24 protein-coding genes are annotated in these 22,567 nt (G+C 34.4%); 5 read left to right on the top strand and 19 right to left on the bottom strand.

Translation table 11 applies throughout. From position 1 onward, the window contains the following. Positions 1 to 28: 28 nt before the first annotated feature. From Nisw_RS05700 to Nisw_RS05675, 6 genes are all read right to left on the bottom strand, one after another. Positions 29 to 1,270 carry a peptidase gene (locus tag Nisw_RS05700; protein ID WP_255430730.1) on the bottom strand — a complete coding sequence of 414 codons (1,242 nt, stop codon included), beginning with the start codon at positions 1,268 to 1,270 and terminating at the stop codon, positions 29 to 31. After that, a complete protein-coding gene (locus Nisw_RS05695) occupies positions 1,254 to 1,754 on the bottom strand; it encodes a winged helix-turn-helix transcriptional regulator (protein WP_141977288.1) in 501 nt (166 codons plus the stop codon). The genes Nisw_RS05700 and Nisw_RS05695 overlap by 17 nt, the downstream gene beginning before the upstream one ends. Next, positions 1,747 to 2,139 (bottom strand): hypothetical protein, encoded by a 393-nt coding sequence (locus Nisw_RS05690; protein WP_141977286.1) that lies wholly within the window; start codon positions 2,137 to 2,139, stop codon positions 1,747 to 1,749. The genes Nisw_RS05695 and Nisw_RS05690 overlap by 8 nt, the downstream gene beginning before the upstream one ends. Before the next feature lie 63 nt (positions 2,140 to 2,202). Beyond that, entirely contained in the window at positions 2,203 to 3,798 is a 1,596-nt protein-coding gene (locus Nisw_RS05685) for a peptidase (protein ID WP_141977284.1), read from the bottom strand. After that, positions 3,755 to 3,961 (bottom strand): hypothetical protein, encoded by a 207-nt coding sequence (locus tag Nisw_RS05680; RefSeq protein WP_141977282.1) that lies wholly within the window; start codon positions 3,959 to 3,961, stop codon positions 3,755 to 3,757. The genes Nisw_RS05685 and Nisw_RS05680 overlap by 44 nt, the downstream gene beginning before the upstream one ends. A gap of 33 nt (positions 3,962 to 3,994) precedes the next feature. After that, positions 3,995 to 5,710, bottom strand: a complete 1,716-nt coding sequence (locus Nisw_RS05675; RefSeq protein ID WP_141977280.1) for a peptidase — start codon at positions 5,708 to 5,710, stop codon at positions 3,995 to 3,997. Between the two features lie 110 nt (positions 5,711 to 5,820). Here Nisw_RS05675 and Nisw_RS05670 point away from each other — a divergent pair, with 110 nt between their 5' ends. Further along, a complete protein-coding gene (locus Nisw_RS05670; RefSeq protein WP_141977278.1) occupies positions 5,821 to 6,642 on the top strand; it encodes a CFI-box-CTERM domain-containing protein in 822 nt (273 codons plus the stop codon). A gap of 59 nt (positions 6,643 to 6,701) precedes the next feature. Next, the gene (locus tag Nisw_RS05665) at positions 6,702 to 7,565 is read left to right on the top strand and encodes a PEFG-CTERM sorting domain-containing protein (RefSeq protein WP_185736582.1); all 864 of its coding nucleotides are present in this window, start codon (positions 6,702 to 6,704) and stop codon (positions 7,563 to 7,565) included. 13 nt (positions 7,566 to 7,578) lie between these two features. Here the strand turns inward: Nisw_RS05665 and Nisw_RS05660 are convergent, their stop codons facing one another. After that, positions 7,579 to 8,217, bottom strand: a complete 639-nt coding sequence (locus Nisw_RS05660; RefSeq protein WP_141977276.1) for a hypothetical protein — start codon at positions 8,215 to 8,217, stop codon at positions 7,579 to 7,581. Positions 8,218 to 8,310: 93 nt separating this feature from the next. On the opposite strand from Nisw_RS05660, the gene Nisw_RS05655 reads away from it, so the two are divergent. Then, positions 8,311 to 11,094, top strand: coding sequence for a CopD family protein (locus tag Nisw_RS05655; RefSeq protein ID WP_141977274.1), 2,784 nt, complete (start codon positions 8,311 to 8,313; stop codon positions 11,092 to 11,094). On the opposite strand, the gene Nisw_RS05650 is transcribed toward Nisw_RS05655, so the two are convergent. Genes Nisw_RS05650 through Nisw_RS05640 form a run of 3 tightly spaced genes read right to left on the bottom strand, consistent with a single transcriptional unit; the run spans position 11,084 to position 13,541 of the window. Continuing rightward, the gene (locus Nisw_RS05650; RefSeq protein ID WP_141978528.1) at positions 11,084 to 11,872 is read right to left on the bottom strand and encodes a metal ABC transporter permease; all 789 of its coding nucleotides are present in this window, start codon (positions 11,870 to 11,872) and stop codon (positions 11,084 to 11,086) included. The genes Nisw_RS05655 and Nisw_RS05650 overlap by 11 nt on opposite strands. 32 nt (positions 11,873 to 11,904) lie before the next feature. Beyond that, positions 11,905 to 12,627 (bottom strand): metal ABC transporter ATP-binding protein, encoded by a 723-nt coding sequence (locus Nisw_RS05645; RefSeq protein ID WP_141977272.1) that lies wholly within the window; start codon positions 12,625 to 12,627, stop codon positions 11,905 to 11,907. After that, on the bottom strand, positions 12,621 to 13,541 hold the full coding sequence (locus Nisw_RS05640; RefSeq protein ID WP_141977270.1) for a metal ABC transporter substrate-binding protein: 921 nt from the start codon (positions 13,539 to 13,541) through the stop codon (positions 12,621 to 12,623). The genes Nisw_RS05645 and Nisw_RS05640 overlap by 7 nt, the downstream gene beginning before the upstream one ends. A gap of 90 nt (positions 13,542 to 13,631) precedes the next feature. Between Nisw_RS05640 and Nisw_RS05635 the strand changes: the two genes are divergently transcribed. Next, on the top strand, positions 13,632 to 14,015 hold the full coding sequence (locus Nisw_RS05635) for a CopG family ribbon-helix-helix protein (protein WP_014964020.1): 384 nt from the start codon (positions 13,632 to 13,634) through the stop codon (positions 14,013 to 14,015). Here Nisw_RS05635 and Nisw_RS05630 read toward each other — a convergent pair. The 3 genes from Nisw_RS05630 to pyrB are packed head-to-tail and all read right to left on the bottom strand — an operon-like array spanning position 13,996 to position 17,066. Beyond that, positions 13,996 to 15,363: a PEFG-CTERM sorting domain-containing protein gene (locus Nisw_RS05630; RefSeq protein WP_141977268.1), complete on the bottom strand. Its 1,368-nt coding sequence runs from the start codon at positions 15,361 to 15,363 to the stop codon at positions 13,996 to 13,998. The two genes, Nisw_RS05635 and Nisw_RS05630, sit on opposite strands and share 20 nt — an antisense overlap. 21 nt (positions 15,364 to 15,384) lie before the next feature. Next, the gene (locus Nisw_RS05625) at positions 15,385 to 16,095 is read right to left on the bottom strand and encodes an LON peptidase substrate-binding domain-containing protein (protein ID WP_141977266.1); all 711 of its coding nucleotides are present in this window, start codon (positions 16,093 to 16,095) and stop codon (positions 15,385 to 15,387) included. Positions 16,096 to 16,136: 41 nt separating this feature from the next. After that, positions 16,137 to 17,066 carry an aspartate carbamoyltransferase gene (pyrB, locus tag Nisw_RS05620; protein ID WP_141977264.1) on the bottom strand — a complete coding sequence of 310 codons (930 nt, stop codon included), beginning with the start codon at positions 17,064 to 17,066 and terminating at the stop codon, positions 16,137 to 16,139. 41 nt (positions 17,067 to 17,107) lie between these two features. On the opposite strand from pyrB, the gene pyrI reads away from it, so the two are divergent. Beyond that, positions 17,108 to 17,569, top strand: a complete 462-nt coding sequence (gene pyrI, locus Nisw_RS05615; RefSeq protein ID WP_141977262.1) for an aspartate carbamoyltransferase regulatory subunit — start codon at positions 17,108 to 17,110, stop codon at positions 17,567 to 17,569. A gap of 35 nt (positions 17,570 to 17,604) precedes the next feature. Here pyrI and Nisw_RS05610 read toward each other — a convergent pair whose 3' ends face one another. The 6 genes from Nisw_RS05610 to Nisw_RS05590 are packed head-to-tail and all read right to left on the bottom strand — an operon-like array spanning position 17,605 to position 22,489. Then, positions 17,605 to 17,913, bottom strand: a complete 309-nt coding sequence (locus Nisw_RS05610) for an ATP synthase subunit C (RefSeq protein ID WP_012216070.1) — start codon at positions 17,911 to 17,913, stop codon at positions 17,605 to 17,607. 49 nt (positions 17,914 to 17,962) lie between these two features. Continuing rightward, positions 17,963 to 18,094, bottom strand: a complete 132-nt coding sequence (locus tag Nisw_RS09440; protein WP_255430728.1) for a hypothetical protein — start codon at positions 18,092 to 18,094, stop codon at positions 17,963 to 17,965. A gap of 2 nt (positions 18,095 to 18,096) precedes the next feature. After that, the gene (locus Nisw_RS05605) at positions 18,097 to 18,726 is read right to left on the bottom strand and encodes a V-type ATP synthase subunit D (RefSeq protein ID WP_141977260.1); all 630 of its coding nucleotides are present in this window, start codon (positions 18,724 to 18,726) and stop codon (positions 18,097 to 18,099) included. A gap of 4 nt (positions 18,727 to 18,730) precedes the next feature. After that, positions 18,731 to 20,116 carry a V-type ATP synthase subunit B gene (locus tag Nisw_RS05600; RefSeq protein WP_141977258.1) on the bottom strand — a complete coding sequence of 462 codons (1,386 nt, stop codon included), beginning with the start codon at positions 20,114 to 20,116 and terminating at the stop codon, positions 18,731 to 18,733. Further along, positions 20,113 to 21,891, bottom strand: a complete 1,779-nt coding sequence (locus tag Nisw_RS05595; protein WP_141977256.1) for a V-type ATP synthase subunit A — start codon at positions 21,889 to 21,891, stop codon at positions 20,113 to 20,115. The genes Nisw_RS05600 and Nisw_RS05595 overlap by 4 nt, the downstream gene beginning before the upstream one ends. 1 nt (position 21,892) lies before the next feature. Then, positions 21,893 to 22,489 (bottom strand): V-type ATP synthase subunit E, encoded by a 597-nt coding sequence (locus Nisw_RS05590; RefSeq protein WP_141977254.1) that lies wholly within the window; start codon positions 22,487 to 22,489, stop codon positions 21,893 to 21,895. Positions 22,490 to 22,567: the final 78 nt, after the last annotated feature.

Below are 22,567 nucleotides of genomic sequence, written 5' to 3'. Positions count from 1 at the left end.
AAATGTGGGACATTCGTTGAATGAACCACTAGACAACAATAATTTCTCGTTGAACCAAATTCTCAATTATGTTTAAGAATTGTTCATCTGTAATTTTTTCTTCATACCACCAACTTGCAGGATTTTGTACCCATTGTGGAATTTTCCATTGTGATTCTGATACTGTTTCACGTGCAGGAACAGATAGAATTTGTTTTTCAAAAAGAAAATCAATTCCTTCTAAAAATTCTGAATCAGAGATTTGTTGAGTTGTCCACCAATCAGCATTTTGTTTTACCCATACAGGAATTGTTGGGAGTTCTGGGGGCAATCCTTTTTCAAACCCTGAAATTTTCAAAATTCCTTGAGATTGAGGCTCAACTGTAAATGCAACATGCCAAAATCCCATATCATCAATGCTTTGAATGAATTCTATAGGCTCATCATTAAGTGTAACAGAAAATTTTTCATTTCCGGAAATCGGAGAGAATTCAAAGTTAGCATATGTTTCTAAGGGATAACTGTTGTATCCACGAATCGTCATTGTTGTTCCAGATTCATCAAACTTTGCAGCTGAATACCATGCACCTGAGTCATATCTAAAATCAAAATCACCACCATTCTTCTTTGCAGTAACAGGAATTACTGTAGTGTCAACTGGTGCAAAACAAGAGTAGAATCGTACTGGTTCAGAAACAGATGGGTCTGGATAAATGGTGAAATCTAAAATTTCTCCAGGTTCAATTTTTTCAATTGGTTCAATGTTGTGAGCAACATCTAAGATGTATTTCTCATAACCATGAACAATTGCATATACTTTTGGATTGTATACTGTATAATTTCCAATATTCTCAATTTTTCCAGTAACATGACCATCATCATGTGTGATCAGAGTTTTATCATAAATAATTTGAATTGGGATACGTTCTTTGTCAGTTTTAGTGTAACTCATTTCTGCTTCCAATAGTTCAGGATTTGCACCATGTATTTCAGGGAATTTTATTTTAAATGGAATATCAGTCATGGTAGGAATTGGTACATGAACAAATTCTTTAGTGATTTTTGTATCATCAGTGTCAATTACAGAAATTGTAATTGTTGGAATCAATGCAAAATCATTTTGATTTTTTACATTTCCAACGACAGTGAAAATACCTTGATAGTCATAGTAACCAGTGTATTCACTTTTAGGAATGAAGACATCAGCAAATGCTATTTGTGGAACAAAAAGCACAGTTAAGATGATTCCAAATAGTAAAGTTTTGTGAAAATTCCTAAAAGGAATTGACAATGTCTTCAAATCCAGAAGTTGGCTTTTCAAGTAGGCTTGGTCTATAGTCTTCAACTAGTTTATCTATCAAGTCTCTGACTTTAATATGATATCTTTTTTTGAGTTGAACGAATTTTGTTTCTACCAACCCATCATCAACTAGTTGTGATAGGTATAATGAAACAGTTGAGGGGGATTTGTTTACTTCTTTTACGAGTTGAGAAAATTCTAAACCATCTTCTTTGACTAGCGCAAGTAACAAATCACGTGGAGTTTGTTTTCGTAATGCCTTGATTACAATTGATTCGTCTTCTGTAATTTGTGGAGGATAGAATCTTACTTGTCTTGGACCACGAGTAGCTTTAATGATTCCATTTTTTTCTAATTTGTCTAGATAATGACTTAGAACTCCATTCTTTAATCCAGAAGAACGCATGATTTCACGGAATTGAATTCCTGGATTTTTTTCAATGATTTCTTGAATTTGTGAATCCCTATCAGTCATTTCTAAACACTCCTAATGCTAATAATCCTAATGTGAGAAATGTCAATAAATGTCCTATCTCTTCAATAGACATTATATCAAAGTCATACAGTGTAGGCCATGTTGCATCAACTAGTAAAATAACTTCTGCTCCAATAAAATTTGCAAATGCAATTGCACTAAGTAAAAGTCGTTTTGTTCTTAATTTTGAATATGCAAATATTGCAAGAACAGTAATGAATACTGCTAAAGATATTCCTCCAACATGCAATATGATGTGTGCTAAATGATAACCATGTAACAAATGAGGAACTATAATTGGTATAGCTAGAATTGCAACTACTCCTGTAACTACAATAGAAAATAACGTAGATTTTCTTTCAAGTATAGTTTCAGGTCTGAACAAAGTAGTATGATTTAGTCAATTATTCATTTAAAGTGACTGGTTCATTTCTCGAATTAGTATGGATCAAACACGAATGATTCCTTTTTGAATCAAAAACTCCAATCCCTGAACAAATGTTTGGTCATCTATCTGACCTGCAGCCCACCAGGCTGCGTTGTTTCTAATCCATGAGGGGATTTCTTGAGATCCTGAATCTTCTTGTTGTGTTGGTGGAATTACAATGATTTTGTTTGTAATCAGATATTCAATTCCTTGAACGAAAGTATTGTCATCAATTTGTTCTTCAGACCACCATAATGCATTGTTTCTAATCCAATCAGGAATTGTAATTTCTTTTTGAGATGTAACTCTATCAATAACAATTGGAATAGTTGTTCTAGCAAGATCATTATTATCTAAATTATAAAAATTCAGATTAACAATTCCTGTGATATCTTGCGGAATCATAAATTCTGCTACATTGTGTTCTTCTCGCGAATCAGTGCTAGTTCCACTTTGTTGATAAATTATTTTGTTGTTTTGGGTAACTGAAAATTGATAATTTGTTGAAACAGGTTTATTTTTCAAGAATACATCAGTTACATCAAAGATTATTTTTGCATTTGAATTAGATTTGAGATTTTCAGGTTCCCAAGATACAAGAATTCTAAATTGTCCATTTTCAGTAACTGAACTCAAATGAGGATAGTCTCTGTTTGGTTTAATTACAAAATTCATACCATTATCATTTGCACCATTTTCAAGAACATTGACTAACTCTTTTTGGTAAATAATGAAATGAACTATACGACCATCAGAAAAAAAATCATCTATTGTTGTTACATCATCAGAGAGTTGAACACCATTAACAAACATGGTAAATCCAGACACAAGTAAATCACCAAAGGTTTTTGGAATAACTAGTTCTTCATGTACAACTGATGTTTGATTGATGTTGGTATAACTCCATTCAAAAGGCATAGAGTATCTAATTTCTTTTAAATCAGGATCATATTCAAAGTCAGAAATTTCGTCATAATATGTAACTACATGAATATTCTGGTCTCCAAAATTTGGATCAATAAAATCATGTCTAGATGTTTGAGCAATTGAAATTCCTGCATTGAATATCAATGGTTCTTCAAGTGTTTTTGAATAGCCATCAGCAGTAAGTATACTAATATCAAATTTGTATAATCCTCCTTCGCTGAGTTTTGGACCCTTTACATGAATTAATCTGCTATCCAATCCCAATAAAGAACCAAATACATTGCTCTCACTTTCTTCCTCAATAGTAATAGAATCATTGTCTTCTGAAACAAAATTGAATACTAGAAAACCATTATCTGCTTTGAATTCTCTTTCAAAAAGAAATTGGCTTCCTTTTTCAGCTTTTATATGAAAAGTAACATCACGTAAAGTGATTTTAGAATCAAAATCAATCATTGAAATAGAAATCTGTTGATCATCATTTTCTTCAGGATCACTTTGGGATGAAGAGATTTCGAGAGTCACTTGTTTTCCATTAAGATCTACTGGAGGAAACGTTTCGCTTCCTACACCATGACCAAATGCACTATCAAATGTAAATACAAACAACAATGGCAGGAAAAATAACAGAAATAGATTTTTCAAGTTATGTCCACTTGTTTGGATCTTTTTTACGAATTTCTTTTCCATCAATTGTAACTGAGTCTTTTTCTTCAAAGATAGTATGCCATTTACCATTACTTGGGAAAATTTTGTTCATCTCTTCAACTTTATCATTGGTTGGAGGTTTGTTCATCAAAGCTCCCCATCTCATGTTAGGAATTTTTGGCATGATATCATTGATGTCTTTCATTACACTATCACTTGACTGAATTTATTTAAAAACTTATGATTGGACTCTCATGATTCCTTCTTTAATCAAGAATTGAATTCCTTGAATGAATGAATCATCATCTATTTGTCCTGCAGCCCACCACTCTGCATTGTTCTTAATCCATGCAGGAATTTCATTAGATCCAGTTCCTTGACCTTGAGATGTTGGTGGAATCTTTAGAATATTTTCTTTAACTAAATATTGAATTCCTTGAACAAATGAATCATCATCTATTTGTCCTGCAGCCCACCACTCTGCATTGTTCTTAATCCATGCAGGAATCGCTGTAGGGGGCTGTACTTCAGGTGTTGGTGTAACCTTTCCCATACTAGGTCCAAGTTCAATTATTCCTGAACCAATTCCAGCATAAGTCTCATCATAAGATAATCCAGTACCTAAAGCTCTAACATCAATTCTATAGACTCCTTGAGATGGAACATAGATTTTTTTTACATCAATTCCCTCACTAGCTACAATTCCTGGCATCTTTGGGTCATCTCCTACAAATGTCTCTAAGACTTTGTCATTTTCATCAATAAAGGATACAACATATTTCATATCTCGAATAAGGTCTCTATTTTCATCAAAGAATGCAATCTCAAAAGGAATTTCATCACCTGCACCATAACTTCCATCCCATGAGATGTTTACAGTTGTTGGAACAGGTTCATAGTTTGTTGTATCTACAAGATAAAATTCAGTAGATTGTTTTTCTACTGAACTAAGTGGAACAAGTTTCAAATCCATTTTCGGATTATTATAGTTGGATTCACCTAATGTTTCGTTAATTTTCTGTAATTCTTGATTAGTAATTAGAAAATGAACAATGTTAGTATCATCATAGGAATATGGATCATTTAGTAATGCTCTTTGATCAATTTCTACACCATTGACATATCCTTTGAATTGTTTACCTTCTGCATAGGGTGCAAAAGTCTTTGGAACTCTAACTTCTTCATGAACAACTTGGACTTGATCAATATAATCAGGATTCCAGTCAAATGCCATATCAAATGAAATTGAATTATCTGACTGATCAAATTTGAAATTTTCAACATCGTCATAGTATGTTTTTACAACCACAGGAATTTCTTCAGCACTTGCAGTTTTTATGAAGAAATTTTGTTCTTGAGCAACACTAACAAAAGTTTCGTAACTTAGTAGATTAGCCAATACAGTTCTGGGACTAGTAGCAGCTTCAATATCAACCCGTATTTTATATAAACCACCTTTTACAAAAATTGGTCCAGTCATAGAAGGTCTTGCACAAATGTCTAAGTTATCATCATTACATTCTGTGCCCTGAACAAACAATGCACCAGGTGCACTAACGTGTTCAGAACCCCCATATACAGTACATTCTTCAGGTTTAAGTTCATTACATACAGGATTTGGTTTAATTTTTACATCCAGTCTCCCATCTAAATCATAGAAAAGATTTCTTGCTAAAAGCTCACCACTTTGCCAAACTTCAACTCTATAGGTTACCTTGTCAAGATTTGTGTCAGTCAAAGTATCAAAGAAACGAATTTGCATATTAGCAGTATCAATTTCACCTACAGTAATGTCGGAAGGATCCAATTGTGTTCGTACAGTTACTTCCATATCACCAAATGTGAGAGCAGGTGCTTGATCTCCTCCTAAGCCATGTCCAAAAACATCAGGGACTAGCGCAGGTATTGTGAAAATTCCAATTATTGTTATGAATAATGCAAACTTGTTATACAATAACAAAATTGCGTCAGTTCCATATTTAAAGATGGTATAGCATTTCTATGCCTGATATTTTTTTAAGGTAATAGGGTACGATTTTTATTTATCATTTTTGAAAATATAATATGAAGATTCTTTTTGCTTTACTTCTTATTCCACTTTTAATTATTCCAGCATTTGCTGAAACTCAAACATTACCTACAGATAAGAATACTTTGGATGTCAAATTAACATACGATGAAATTGAGCCAGGCGTTCAAACAAAGATCAACATAGATTTTATCAATCCACAAACTCAAAAAGTTCAAGAGCATATTGACTATACAGTATCTGTATCAAAAGAGGGTGAAACTGTATTTGGCCCAATTCCACTCACACATACATCTGTAGGTTCTGTAAAAATTCCAATAGAGTTCAACCTTGGTGAAGGGTTGTATTCAATGGACTTTGAAATTGAGGGAATCTTGTTCCAACCAATTCCAAAAGAAACAGTATCTTTTGATATTCTAGTAGGTGAAGCAAACGCACAACCAATCACACCACCAGAAGATGAGAAACCTAATGCGGAAAATGGTGGTTGTCTCATTGCAACTGCAACATTTGGCTCAGAACTTGCACCACAAGTACAACAACTAAGAGAACTTAGAGACAATACGGTTCTAAAAACAAATTCAGGAATTGCATTTATGACAACTTTTAATCAATTTTACTATTCATTCTCACCTGCTGTTGCAGACTTTGAAAGAGAACAACCATTATTCAAAGAAGTTATGAAAGTAACACTAACTCCAATGTTATCATCATTGTCATTACTAAATCATGTAGATATTGATTCTGAACAAGAGATGTTAGGATATGGAATCTCTATAGTACTACTAAATCTTGGATTGTATGTTGGAATTCCAATATTTGGAATTCTAAAGTTGTACCAGTTTAGAAAAAACTAAGATTCACTTACTGGAAATTCCAGTGAGGTTTTTATGTATCCGACCAAGTAATCTGTTTAATGAAGACTATAGCAATTTGCTCTTTCTTCGTACTATTTGCTATGGTAGCTGGATTAGTTGCAACAACACCAGCTGCATATGCAGATCATTCAGAAGTCACAATCGTCCCAGCATCAGGTTCTGGTGCACCAGGTTGTGAAGAAACCGCAGATGGATGTTACATTCCAAGTACTGCAACAGTTGATGTTGGCGGTGTTGTAATCATGTCAAACACTGACACTGCAGCACACACATTCACTTCAGGAACTCCAGATGATGGACCAGATGGTGTCTTTGACACCAGTCTATTGATGGCTGGAAGTTCATTTGAGTGGACTCCAACAACTGTAGGTGAACAACCTTACTTCTGTATGGTACATCCTTGGATGCAAGGTTTGATCATAGTACAAGAAGCAGGAGCTGAAGAAGCTGACGATCATGGTGATGAAATGATGATGCCATCAGGTGATGCAACCGCAACAGGTATGTTATCAGATGGTACAATGGTTTCAATTTGGGCTTCAACACCAACTGCAGGCGAAGTAATGGAGATCTCTATTGCATTTGATGGTGCAGAACATGTGAATCACGACATTAGTGTTACACAAAATGGTAATGAAGTACTAAACGATGAAGGCGCACATCATCACGATGGCACAGGTATGCATACAACAGCACCACTAAGTTCTTCTGATCCAGTAGACATTACTGTTACCTTCCAAGGTTATGGTATTGATGATCCTAAAACAGGACCAATTGGCGAAGAAGTAGTATTTACAAACGTTGTTCCAGAATTTGGAACAATTGCAATGATGATACTAGCTGTTGCAATCATAAGCATCGTAGCAGTTACTGCAAAATCTAGAGTAATTCCAAGATTTTAGGAATCCTCTTTTTCTATTTTCTTTTTACTAAAGCAATTATCGCTAAGATTATAGCTGCACCTGCAATGGATAATCCAAATATTGCAAAGTCATATGCTGCACCACCATCAGATGTTACTTCAGTCTCACCTGACTTTAGTTTAGAAACATCTTGTTGTAATGATGAAATTGCATTCTTTAGAGCAGCAACATCTGCAGCACCTTCACTACTTGAAGGGGGAAAATCTAAGACTGCAGTAGGTTCTACATCTTCAACAGGGATTTTGATATCAATTGTGGTTCCACGAATTTCCCCTTTTAGTTCTACTTGATAAGTTCCAGTTTTAGTTGGTATAATGGGTGAAAAATAGTATCCAGGTCTAGGATCAGAGTTGATATCAATTTTCTTTGTTGCACCACCAAAAATTACAGTTACATCAACATTCTTGAATGCACTTGTAATTCCTGTAAAAGTACCCTCCTTTTCTCCACGTTCAATTACTTTGAGAATAAGATCATTTCTAATTCCAACAACTGGAGGTTCTATTCCCCAACCAGCTTCGATTTCATATTGTTCAACATGAACTGTTGTATGTGCAAATGATGGAGCAATCATACCAATTGAAAACAATAAACCAATAATGCCAAAAACTGCTATTTTCACTGCTATCATTTCATAATTACACGTTATTATCTTTACGTGAATTGGTACAAAGCTCGAATTCATAAAAACTGTTTAAATTGTCTTTAATCATCTTAAAAGTAAATGCAAAAGTTTCTCATTGTTTTATTAATAATATCATTTATTTCAGTTCCATTTGCAGCAGCACATCCATTTACTGAAGAAACAATTCCAAGTCTTACATCTAATGCACCAGCTGGAACAACAGAAGTAATTGTATACTTTTCAGAACCAGTTGACATTAACTTTAGTGAACTCAGAGTATTTGACACTAATGGAAATCAGATAGATAACAAAGACACTAGTTACTATGAAGGAGAATCATCTCTTATCATTACAACACCGCCGTTAGAAGATGGAGTTTACACTGTATCAACTAAAGTTCTCTCCAAAGTAGACGGACACCTTGTTCCAGATGCATTTTTGTTTGCAGTAGGTGATGTTGTAATTGATCCATCGCTACTAGATGTTGAAAGACCATCTGAACTTGTATTTTTACCTGAAGCTGGTGCTAGATTTCCAGGACTAGTAGGTCAAACGATTGTTTTAGGAGCAGTAATTGCATCCCTCATAATTTGGGGAACCCAGAACAAACAGCTAATTAGAGAAGAAATAGACAAAATTGGAAACTTTCATCATGGAAAGTTTATGTCAATTACAGGAATTGGACTGGTTTTAATTTTCATTTCAAATATTTTGATGATTGCAGTACAAAGTGTAAGATTAGAAGTTTCTCCACTTGATGCGATTCAGACGGATTTTGGAATAACATGGATTTTGAGAATGAGCATAACAATAATTTTACTAGGAATTTGGTTTGGACTTGATAGAAGCAAGTCTCTATCAAAAAAGAATCAAATTCCACTATTAGGAGTAATGCTTGCATTAATTGCAACTTCAAGTTTGATTGGTCATGGTGCTGCTAGTGGCCACACACCAGCATTGATACTTGATTATATTCACAATTTAGTTTCAGGAGTTTGGATTGGCGGAATAATTTATTTTGTTTTTATTTTATTGCCAACATTTTCTCAATTAAAAGAAGTACAGCGAGAAAAGATGAGTCTATTAATGATTCCACGATTCTCAATTGCGTTTATCATTGCAGTAGGAGTTGTAATAATTACAGGACCAACATTAATGTGGTTCCTAGAAAGTGATATTGGATTAATTACTGAATCAATTTATGGTCAATTAATTATTCTAAAGATATCTATTGCAGCAATAATAATTGCGTTTGGTGGATTTTTCCAATTCAAGTTACAAAAAAATGCTGAGAAAAATCTTCAAACGGGAAAAATTTCTGTTCATAAAAAATTAAAAAAATCACTCAAAGTTGATGCGGTATTAGGAATCATACTCTTGGGAGTGGTCGCATTAATTACAAATGGAACATTACCTGCAGGAGAGATTCAAAAAGTTGATGCACAAGAAATTGTTTATGGTTTCAAAACACTAGAATTTACCGAAAATACAAAATTTGACATTGACATTTCACCATTTTCAAGTGGTTCAAACACAATTCTAGTTAAGGTTAGTGACTTTGAAGGAAATCCACTACATGATTCGGATCAATTAAAAGTCAAGATATCAAATCCATCAAAGAACATCTCACCAATAGAAGTTCCAATGGAAATTGTAAAACAAGACGAGAACATACCAATAGAATTTCAGGGAGAATTAACATTTGGATTTTCAGGAGAATGGTTAGTTGAGGTTGAAGCACAAAGAACTGAGAATGCAAATGAATCAAAGCTTTTGAATTTACTAGTAAAACCAAGACTATCAGATATTCAAACACAAATAATTGAGTACGAGTTGCCGGAAGAATCAAAACCACTTTTCCCATTGTATGATGGACGAGACTCACTTTGGATAAGTGATGCATCAGCCCCACGTTTGTGGGAATTTTCACTTGAAACTCAAGAATTCAAATCATATTCATTTGATGGAATAACTACAACATTTCTTACTCAAGATGTAGATGGAAAAATTTGGTTTGTAGATACGCCCAGAAATCAAATTGGATTCATAGATCCTCAGACAAAAGAGATTACAACAAAAACAATTCCAAAACTTGATCCTGTTATTTCAGATAACACTCCACTTTTCATAAAAGCAGACTTTGATGGAAATATTTGGGTTACAATTGTTAACAAAGATAGAATTGTAAAATACATACCAGAAAGTGACGAGTTTGAAGAAATCATTTTACCAGGAAAAGAGAATTTGCCATTTGCTTTAGAACTTGATGTAGATGGAAAAGTATGGTTTACAACAACAGGTGCAGGAAATATTGGATACATTGATCCAAAGGATAATCACATAACTCAATTTTCAAACGATCCTCCATTACAAGGACCCGAAGCATTGCTCTTTGATGATGAAGGAAATATTTGGATTGCAGAGCACACAGGCCTGGCAATTACCAAATTTAATCCAGTTTTAGAGACATTTGAAAGAATTACTGTGCCTAATGACGAAGCACTACCATTTGGTATGACATTTGATAAATATGGAAATGTATGGTTTGCTCAACACACCATAGACAGTATCGGTGCATATGATCCTGACAATAATAATTTGATTGAAATTCCTGTACCTTCTGAAACATCTTTTATACAATTCATGACATCAGATGGAGAGAACAATGTTTGGTTTGTAGAACAACAAGCAAGTAAAATAGGTACAATAAAGATGACAGAAATTCCAGTTATTGCATCACAGGTTCAATCATCAGGAGAATTTGAATTAAAGTATACAGAACTTGCATCACCACTAATCGCATTAGGAATTATTGCTACATCTCTATTTTATGTCAAAAACATTCAAGATAAACGAAGATTAAATGATTTGATCAATTCTTAGAAAGTAATCCAGCAGATTTTATTCCCATAGTACCAGCTAACAATCCAATTGAAATTAAAACGATTGTTCCAGCAGGAGTAATATCAAAAATGTATGAGACTAGAATTCCTGTAACAACTGAAAAAATTGAAAAACTCATCGAAATAATTGCAGTTTGTTTGAATCCTTTTCCATACATTATTGCTGAAACATTTGGAATTACAAATAAGGCAGAAATTAACAAAACACCAACAAGTTGAATTGAAGTAACAACAGTAATTCCAGCCATAAACACTATTAGATAATTTATTTTCTCTACAGGAATTCCACTAACTTTAGCTTGTTCTTCATTAAATGTTGAATAAAGAATTTGTCTATACAATACCAATATCACAATTAGAATTGCGCCAGTAAGTGCAAGGACCAGAATGGTATCATCAACACTAACAAGTAGAATACTACCAAAGAGAAAACTAAAGATATCAATTGTAAATCCGCCAGACAATCCAATAATTACGAGCCCAACTGCTATGCCTGAAGACAAAAGCACTGCAATTGAGGCATCACCAGAAATATTGAACCTGTCTTTTATTCTTGTAATGATTAAAGCACTGACAATTGATACACCATAAGCTGTCCATAACGGATAAACTCCTGCCAAGAGACCCAATGCAATTCCACCAAAAGATGAATGTGCAATTGCATCACCAAACAAAGAATATCGTCTAAGAACCAAAAACAATCCTACAACTGAACAAAGAATTGCAATGGCAATTCCAGAAATTAATGCTCTGTGCATAAAACTATAGGTTAGAATTTCAAAAGACATGGTTAATGATGATGCATATGCTCCTGCATCGATGCTTCAGAATATTGTTTGACAAGTTCATCATCAGAAAAGAATTTTTCAGATTCTCCATGAAAAAACAAAGTTCTATTCAAACAAGCAACATGATTTGCTAATTGATTTACTGCATCCAAATCATGAGAAGACCAAATAATAGTAATCTTTTGTTTCGAATTTAATTCACGTAAGATGCTATAGAATAATTCGATACTTTGTTGATCAATTCCGGTCACAGGTTCATCTAAAATCAAAATTTTAGGATTATTTACCAAAGCTTTTGCAATAAAGACTCGTTGTAATTGTCCTCCAGATAATTCACCTATTCTCCTATTGCGAAGTTCATGTATCCATAACTGTTGTAAAATTTCATTAATTTTGTTTTCATCAGATTCATTCCTTAATCCCATTCTAACAACATCACTAACAGTTGCAGGAAAATTTTTTTCAAAGATTGGTTTTTGAGGAACATAACCAATTTCTTTGAGATGATTTTTAGAATTTCTAATATCTTCACCAAAAAATTTGATTTTACCTTTGTATTTTGTATTGAGTCCAAGCATGCAATCAAAAAGAGTAGATTTTCCAGCACCATTTGGTCCAATTATACCTAGAAAATCACCTTGGTTAACCACAAAACTAACGTCATCAAGGGCTTTTACATCAGGATATTGAACTGAAAGATTGTTAATCTCAACTACCTTCAACACAAGGCCTCCTGCAGATTTTCAAGATTTTGCTTCATTTTAGAAATGTATGTTCCTTCAGATGCAACTTCTAAAGGAGATAACACCAAAACTTTTCCACCAATTTCATGTGCAATGGTTTCAGAAGTTCTGGTATCGACTGTTTCTTCACTGAAAATTATTTTGATATCATGTTCTTTAGCTGTTGAAATTACATTTTCTAATGTTTTTGCAGTAGCTTCCCCATGGGAATCAGTTGAAGAAATGATTGTATGTTGATGCAGATTATACTCATCAGCAAAATAAGAAAAAGCATCATGAAATGCAATAAAATCAGAACTACAATTAGACAAATCATTTCGAATTTGAGAATCCAATAAATCCAGTTCTTGAATATACGATTCTGCATTGGATTGATAGTGTTGTTGATTTTCTGGATCATGTTTTGAAAAGGCATCTGCAATGTTTTGAACCTGAATTTTTGCATAAACTGGGTTTAACCAAATATGAGGATCTCCTAATTCATGATCATGTTCATCTGCATGTTCATCTTCCTCAGAGTCTTTTACCAGAATTCCATTACTTGTGTCAACTATAGTCCCTTGATAGTTATTCTCCTCAAGTTTCTCAACCCAGTTCTCAAAACCAATTCCATTAATAATTATCATATCAGATGTTTGCATTTTTTGTACATCTTTTATTGTTGGTTCCCAATCATGAGGTTCGACTCCAACTGGAACAAGTAATATAGCATCAACTTTGTCTTGCCCAACATTTTGTGCGAATTCATGTAACGGATTAAATGATGAAATAACTTGTAGTTTTGAATTCTCAAAAGATGTTGAATCGGTGTTTGGATTAGTTCCATAGACTGCAAGCGAGCTTAATGGAATTACTATAGCTATAGCAATTATCGCAAGTTTTGTTTGCCTGTTCACGCATAATTCATCAAAATTTTATTAATAAATCTATAAAATCTTAATAATTTTAATTGCTAAACTTATAAGATAATTAATAACATTAGGCATATGCCCATAGTCTCAATTTCCCTAAATGATGAGATTCTATCAGAATTAGACAAACTGCAATCAAGTATGGGGTTCTCAGGTAGATCTGAGGCAATTAGGGCAGGAATTAGAGCATTTGTTTCAGAAGAAAAACAAAAATCAGATTTGTCAGGTAACATTCATGCAATTCTTTTGGTAGTACATAACGATGAGTTTGATCATGTTGTTTCAGGGATAACTCACAACTTTGAGGATTTGATTACAACACATCTTCACAGTAAAATTGACAAAGAAAAATGCATGGAGCTTTTTGTGATTGATGGAGATGCTGAAAAAGTTTCTACCATGACAAAAGATTTTCAGATAAACAAAAACATGGATACAGTTAGGCTAGTTGCAATCTAAATGAATTTTTTCTTGTAACAAAGATTACAGATGCAATAGAAATTACTAATACAAGTAATGCAATAGTACCAAATTCAGGTGCAACAACCATCCCAAATTCAGTTTCTTGTCCAGTATTTCGTATGTTTTCAAATTTAATTATTGTAGGTCCTGTCTGATCTTCAGCAAATGTGTATTTTTCAAATTCACCGCCAACTTGTGCTACACCAGATATACGGTGTATCTCTTGACCATTTTGAATAATTACAAATGTATAATCAGAATTTCTTAAAGGTTCATTTGTTCTTGCATCTCTAATAGTAAAAACAAAATTTGTTTCAACTCCAGGTTCAAGATCTGCAGGATCCCATGATAGATTTACCTTATAGTCCTCACTTTTTGTATAAGCTTCTAATGGAAAAGCAGTTTTTTCACTAGTGGATAAAGTGAATACAATATTATCAGGTAGGGGTTCATCTGATTTTTTCATTTCATTTTTCAGAAATCTAAGATGATCTTGTAACAAAACAAAATGAACTATTCTTTCATGATCTTCTGTATAATCATCAACTGAAACTGAAGATTTGAATAATTCAATTCCATTTACATATCCAGAATAACTAGGAGATAAAAATTCAACAAAATCTTTTGGAAAATGTACTTCCTCATGTATAACTGAGACATGAGACATGCTGCTCTCACCCCAGTCAAAAGGCATCTCAAAAGTTACTTTTTTTGCTACAGGATTATATTGAAAATTTGAGATTTTATCAAAATATGACTTCATTCTAAAGTCCACATCATTTCCTTCAGCATCTTTTTGAGGATGAGAACTGGTCTCAACAATACTCAAATCAGCACGATATGCACCTGAGTCTTCTATGATGTTGGTAGGCTCATCAATTGTTCTAACTTCAATTTCAAAAGTGTACAGTCCACCTGAATCAAAAACAGAGCCTGCAATTTCAATTGGGGATGATTCAGTTCCATGATATGCTCCTAAAAGTGAGTCTTGTTCTCCATTAATTACAAAATTATCATTTCCTTCTTGTGACGAAATTTTTATTGGTAAAACACCATTTTCTGTGAAAAAGTAATTTCTAAAAATCATCTCATTACTATGAAACAATCCAATGAGAAATGTAACATTTTTTGCAGGTTCGTTTGTTTCTTTATCAGTTGCAGTAATTGTAATTTGTTCTTGTTCGTTTTCAAAGTACATTGGCATCTCTACTGAAATTGAGATTTCTTTTCCAGCAACATTTACTGATGATATGGTATCAATTCCCAATCCATGACCATAAACACTACTGGCAGGAAACAACAAACATGCTGCTAATGCCAATATTGAAAATTTTGTAATCGACATCATCTCAAATCTTACTTGGGGCTATTTTACTGTGAGTAATTCTTCAACTTTTTGAATCAATTCAGCCATTGTTGTAGCCTCCAGTATTGGTTGTAGATCATTAGGATCTTTTGCTCCAAGTGCAGAAAGGGAATAGATGTAATCAATTGTAGGAGTGTCAGTTGTAAGATAGTATTGCTCTAAAACATGATCTAAAGAGTGAGGTTCAACGACTTGAGGTAATGCTTGTTTGACAATCTTTTTTTTCCACATCTCTACTAGTTTTTCCCATTGCTCAAGAGAAATGTTCTCATCAATTTCAGGAATCATTTCAACTTCAGCTTGAATGTACATTTTTTCTTCAGTTCCAACTTTTTCATGCATCTCTGAGATTAGTTGATGTCCTTCAACTGAAAGTGGATCATAGTTTTCAGGTTGTGGAATTGAAGGAGGAATAATTTTTTTAATTTTAAATGAATTTCGTCCTAGGGTTTCAATATGGAGTTGTAATCCATCCATTTCAACATCTTCACATTTCGTGATTTTTGCAATAGTACCCACTTTCTTTGGAGAGCTCCAGCCATTAACTGAATTTGTTTCATCAATCAAACAAACACCGAATTGACCATCTCCAAGCATACAATCATCAACTAACTGCTTGTAACGTGGCTCAAAGATTCTCAAAGGAAGTTCTTGCCTAGGGAACAATACCAAGTCCAAGGGAAAAATTGGAATTACTTTAGTTTCAGCCAATAATCATGTTGAAACGTCTCTAGATATATGGAATACGGATTCTAAAAGCCGTTTTCGTTTAATGTCAAGCCCAATAATGCAGCACGTGTGTATTTTCCATATTCAGCTTGCTCAAAGTATTTTGCATTTTTAGTTTTATCAATGTCGGTTGAGATTTCATCAATTCTTGGAAGTGGATGTAAAATGATACTATCATCTTTCATTTGTTTGAGCAAGTCCAATCCTACAACATAACTACCCTTTACTTTGAGGTATTCTTCTTCATCAGGGAATCTCTCTTTTTGAATTCTTGTTACATAAAGAACATCCAAGTCATCAATGTGTTCTTCAATGTTTGTAGATTCAGTATAGTCTAATCTCTGTTTGATTTCATATGTTGAATCAGATCTAATTCGTAGTGATTCTGGAGAAATTAAACGAACATCAACATCATAGTTTCCTAATCCATACAACAAAGAGTAAACTGTTCTTCCATACTTTAGATCACCAACAATTCCAATTTTTAGTCCGTCAATCTTTTTCTTTTCTTTTTTGATTGTAAACAAATCTTGAATTGCTTGGGTTGGATGCTCTTCAGTTCCACTACCTGCATTGATTACAGGCTTGTCTGAAACTTCAGCTGCGAATCTACTAGAACCATCTAATGTATGTCGTAAAACTAGAACATCCGAATAAATAGACATTATCCTAACAGTATCAGCCAAACTCTCACCTTTCTGAGTCGATGAAGAATTTGTATCAGCAATTCCCAAAGAATTTCCTCCAATTGATGCCATTGCAGAATCAAAACTTAGACGTGTTCTAGTACTTGGCTCATAGAACAGATATGCCAATGTCATTCCTTTACAGATTTCTCTCCTATCAGATGGATTCAATTGCATAATTCTATCAGTTGATGCAAAGATTTTTTCGAGTTGTTCCTTGTTATAGTCCTTAATTGAAATTATGTCTTTTTTGTAGAACTCGTTCATGCTCTCAATGATATATACAGGTGGGTATACAAAGTATTCTGATGGAACAGTCCGAACTTATGGTTCGACGAATTAAGGAAGGCACTGTAATTGACCATATTGATGAAGGTAAAGGTCTGCAGGTACTCAATGCTTTGAGAATAGATGGCAAGGACGGCAGTCTAATTACCATAGCCTTGAATGTCCCAAGTGGGAAATTTAAGAAAAAAGACATCATCAAAGTAGAAAACAAGTTTCTAAAAGATGACGATACCAACAAGATTGCAGTAATTGCACCCAAAGCTACTATCAATATGATCAAGGACTACAAATTGGTAGAAAAGAGAAGAGTATCACTTCCAAACGAGATTGATAAGATATTTCGATGCTCAAATCCAGATTGCATTACAAACAGTACTGAGCACATAGAATCAATCATGGATGTAATTGACAAAGAAGGAACGGTTCTCAAATGCAGATATTGTGCAAGAGTGCTAGATGTAAACAAGCTAAAATATTATTAAAAAATTTTAAAAATTGAAAAATATGTTGTTTAGGACTATTGTCCTAAGATGATAAACATCATAACTATACCGTAGATTGCGATTGATTCGACCATACCTACGAAGATGAACACCTTAGATTGTAAAGCTGGGTTCTCACTAATGACTGCAAGACCTGCTGCACCTACTTGACCAAGACCAATACCAGCGCCAAATGCTGCAAGACCGAATGCTAGACCAGCACCGAGAATCTTCAAAGAGTCTGAACTTGCTGCTGCATCTCCTTCTGCGGCATATGCAATACTAGTAGATCCTGAAATAGAAATTACAGCTGCTGCCATAAGTAACAAGACTATAGTTTTCATGGATGATGTGCCTCCTCAAAGTCCATATTTAAATCATGGTGAGATTGGATCATATTTTTTCTAAAGCTTTCTTTTTGAAAGAGTTGAGATCGTCTTTTACAGATTTTGCAAAATTTTCATGCTCGCTTTCTAGTGATCGTTTAGAATCTTCAATTATTTTTTTGATTTCTTCTTTTCCCATTATTATCTACTCTCCATCTTTGCCTTGACTTTTTTTAACTTTGCGAATTCTTCTCTTTCTCTTTCCTCAAGAGTTGCAATGATAAATCTCACTTTTTGTTGATATTGAGGTATAATGACATTCTCAAGTGCATTAAGTAATTTCTGAGTCTTCTCTAATGCCTTTGCAAGACTGAAAATTGAATTTTCATATTCTGCGGCTTTACAGATTTTTGGCAAGAGTTCTTTGATCTGTTTTGCTGCTCTATCGATGGAGGAGTTTGTATCAGCAAATCCATATGGCATTGATTTTGTATCTTTTTCAGTAACAGATAGTGCAGGAATTTTTACATCAACAACTCTTCTGACATTTACTTCTACTTCCATAACAGAAGGTGTGGATTCAGCAACAGAGTCTACAGTTGAAGAACCTAATGCCAAATATGCTTCATTAACAGAACTATAGATGTCTTGTAATGGTTCCCAGATTCCACCTCTTGCTTTTGAGGCTTCTTCAATCATCTCTTCAATGTTTTTTAGGAGGACTTTACGCTTATCATCTAGAATTTTCTGAACCATTATGGCTACTTGACTAGATTTTTTGTATTTGAAAAGTTCAATTTTTGTAGCAGCAACATTTTGTCCAAATGACATTTTGTTACTCTTCCTTGTAATACTGTTCTACGTACTTATCTTTGATTTTTGTAATTTCGTTCTTTGGTAGTTTGGATACAATCTTCCATAAGATACCTAATGTTTCTTCAATGGTTCTATTCTCATCAGTTGCTTGTGAGAGGAATTCATTTTCAAAGACATCACCTACATCCATGTATTTCAAATCAATTTCAGTAAGTCCTGCTTTACCTACAATTCCTGCAAGTGCTCTGACTTCTTGTGCTCTAGAGTATGCATCATAAACCTGATTTGAAATTTCACCATGATCTGCTCTGGTACTTCCTTCACCAATACCGTCTTTCATCAGTCTTGAGAGACTCATCAAGATGTTTACTGGTGGATAAACTCCTTGTCTGAACAAATCTCTACCAAGTACAATTTGTCCTTCAGTAATGTAACCAGTAAGGTCAGGAATTGGGTGAGTAATATCATCAGAAGGCATTGACAAGATTGGAACTTGTGTAACACTTCCTTTCTTTCCATTTAGTTTTCCTGCTCTTTCATAAATTGTTGAAAGGTCAGTGTAAAGATAACCAGGATAACCTTTTCTTCCAGGTACTTCCTCTCTTGCTGCACTAATCTCTCTGAGTGCTTCTGCATAGTTTGTCATATCAGTAAGAATTACCAGAACGTGCATTCCTAATTCAAATGCCAAATATTCAGCAACTGTTAATGCAACACGAGGAGTAATAATTCTCTCAATTGCAGGATCGTCTGCTGTGTTTAAGAAAAGAACACTTCTTTTTAGAGCGCCAGATTCTTCAAGACTTCTTCTGAAATATTCTGCTTCACTGTATTGCACACCAATTGCTGCAAAGACTACAGCAAAATCATCTTGTGTACCAATTACACTTGCTTGTCTTGCTATTTGGGCGGCTAAGAGATTGTGTGACATACCAGAACCTGAAAAGATTGGAAGTTTCTGTCCTCTAACTAGAGTAATCATTCCATCAATAACAGATACACCAGTTTGAATGAAATCTTTTGGATATTCACGTTGTTCTGGGTTCATTGGTTCACCGTTAATGTCAATAAATTTATCAGCAATAGGATCTGGTAGTCCATCTTTTGGTCTACCTAAACCATCAAAGACTCTACCAAGTACTTCTCTGGAAACAGGCATTTCCATAACTTTACCTACAAACTTTGCATTTGTTGCGGCAATTGATAATCCAGTAGTTCCCTCGAAAACTTGGACAATTGCTTTACCGTTTCCAACTTCGAGAACTTTACCTAATCTTCTTTCACCATCAGTAGTTTCAATTTCAACTAATTCATCAAATGCTGCATTCTCAACATCATCTACAATAACTAGAGGACCTTTAATTTCTGCAATCTTACTGTATTGGACTCCGCCTTCTGCTGTCAATTTGATACTTTCACTCCTGTAATTGATTTGAATTCTTCTTGCATGTCTTTTTCTAGTTGATCAAGTTTTGGCATCTCATCGTCTTTGACATCCATTCTAGCTTTGAGAAGTGAAGTAATACTTGACATTGCACGAATGTCAGCCAAAGGAGTTCCTTCCTTGATTGCTTGTTGGCCTTTCTTGTAAAAGTCAACTAGTAATTTCATTAGTTTGTATTGTTTCTCTGGACTACAATAAGTGTCAACATCATCAAATGAGTTTTGTTGTAATAGACCAATCTTTACCATTCTTGCAACTTCAAGAATTAATTTTTCTTCATCTGGAAGTGCTTCAGGTCCTAAGAGTCTAACAATTTCTTTTAGTGTATCTTCTCTTTGTAAGACACCATAAACTTCACTTCTAAGACTTAACCAATCTTCGTTGATGTTTTCTCCCCACCACTTTGCAATATCTGCAAGATAACCAGAATAGCTGTTCATCCAGTTAATTGATGGATAGTGTCTAGAGTATGCTAGCTTTGCATCCAAAGCCCAGAATGTTTTGATAAATCTCATGGTGTGAGTTGTAACTGGTTCTGTAAAGTCACCACCAGATGGTGAAACAGCACCAATCAAAGTTACAGAACCATCACGGTCTGGACTTCCTGCTGCTCTAACACGACCTGCTCTTTCATAAAATTCTGCTAATCTTGATGCAAGATATGATGGATAACCTTCTTCTGCAGGCATCTCTTCTAATCTACCACTCATTTCTCTGAGTGCTTCTGCCCATCTACTTGTAGAATCTGCTACAAGTACAACGTCTTTACCCATATCTCTATAATATTCTGCAATTGTTACACCAGTGTAGATACTTGCCTCTCTTGCTGCTACTGGCATGTTACTAGTATTTGCAACAAGTACAGTTCTATCCATAAGTGGTTTTCCACTACGTGGGTCTTTGAGATGTGGGAACTCGACTAGTACCTCTGTCATTTCATTTCCTCTCTCACCACAACCGATGTAAACTACAACTTGAGAATCTGCCCATTTTGCAATTTGGTGTAATGTAACTGTCTTTCCTGTTCCAAATGCTCCTGGGATTGAACCTGTTCCTCCTTTTGCAATTGGGAAGAATGTATCAATTACACGTTGTCCAGTAAGTAGTGGAACTGTTGGATCGTATCTATTCTTGTATGGACGTGGCTTTCTTACAGGCCATCTGTGATACATTTTGAGTTCAACGTTTTGACCGTCGCTCTCAGTTGTTGCCAATACAGTTTCTAAATCATAATCTCCTTCAGATACAATGTTTGCAATTTTTCCACCTTTGTGATCTGGTGGAACCATGATAGAGTGTTCAATAAGATCAGTTTCTTGAACTGTTCCAATTACATTTCCTGCTGCAACTTCATCACCATTACTAACTGATGGAACAAAGTGGTACTTTTTGGTCATGTCAACTGGAGTAGTTGTAATACCTCTTCCGATAAAGGAACCAGAAGCTTCAGATAATGCTCTTAGTGGTCTTTGAATTCCATCATAAAGTTGTCCAATAATTCCAGGACCTAACAAAACACTAAGTGGGTTTCCAGTACCAACTACAGGTTCACCTGGTTTTAATCCACTTGTTGATTCATAAACTTGGATAAATGCTACATCTCCTGTTAATCTAATTACTTCACCGACTAATTTTGAATTTCCAACAGTTACTGTTTCGTACATCTTTGCTTCAGACATACCATCGGCCCTAACTGCAGGACCACTTACCCAAACAATTCTACCTTGAGCTGCCATCTTATTCTCCTACCCCGAATTTGGATGCAATCTCTTTCCTTATTAAAGGCTTCAGACGTTCAATTCTTGCATCGATCGTATTATCAAATGTCATTGCACCATCTTTTGATTTTACAACAACTCCACCAAGACAATCGATTGTATCAGAAGACATTTCAGCTCCTGAGAATTGAGATAAAGTTGATTGAACTACATCTTTGTCTTTTGCATTTGTAATAACAGTAATTTCTGAAGTTCCCAAAATTTGAGTTGCTTCTTCAATCATTGTTTTAATTAAATTAGAATAATCACCACTGCGATCAGCATTTGCAATTTGTTCAAGTGCTTTTGAAAATACTTTGTCGACTGCTTCTTCTAATGCCATTAATTGCTTATTTCTAGCCTCAATATCGGCACTTCCCATAATCTGTTTTTCAATTTTATCGGCTTCTTTTTTTCCATCTGCAATGATTTTGTCAAATTCTTGTTCAAGTTTAGGAACAGAATCATCAAGTGATTTGAGAGATTCATTTAGAGCAGATTCAACATTTGAAATGACAGATTTCTCAGTTTGTTCAAGAATTTTGCTAATAGTGGTTTCTAAAGCAGAATTTGCCAATGAGTCGCGTAAATCCGTAATAGATTTTAATGTTTGGGAATTGCGTTTCAGAAAGATATTAAAATCAAAGGAGTTCCT

Origin of the sequence: Candidatus Nitrosopumilus sp. SW, assembly GCF_006740685.1 — an archaeon.
Lineage (GTDB): Archaea > Thermoproteota > Nitrososphaeria > Nitrososphaerales > Nitrosopumilaceae > Nitrosopumilus.
The sequence above is the reverse complement of the archived record's forward strand: the minus strand, read 5'-3'. Positions and strand labels throughout refer to the sequence as shown.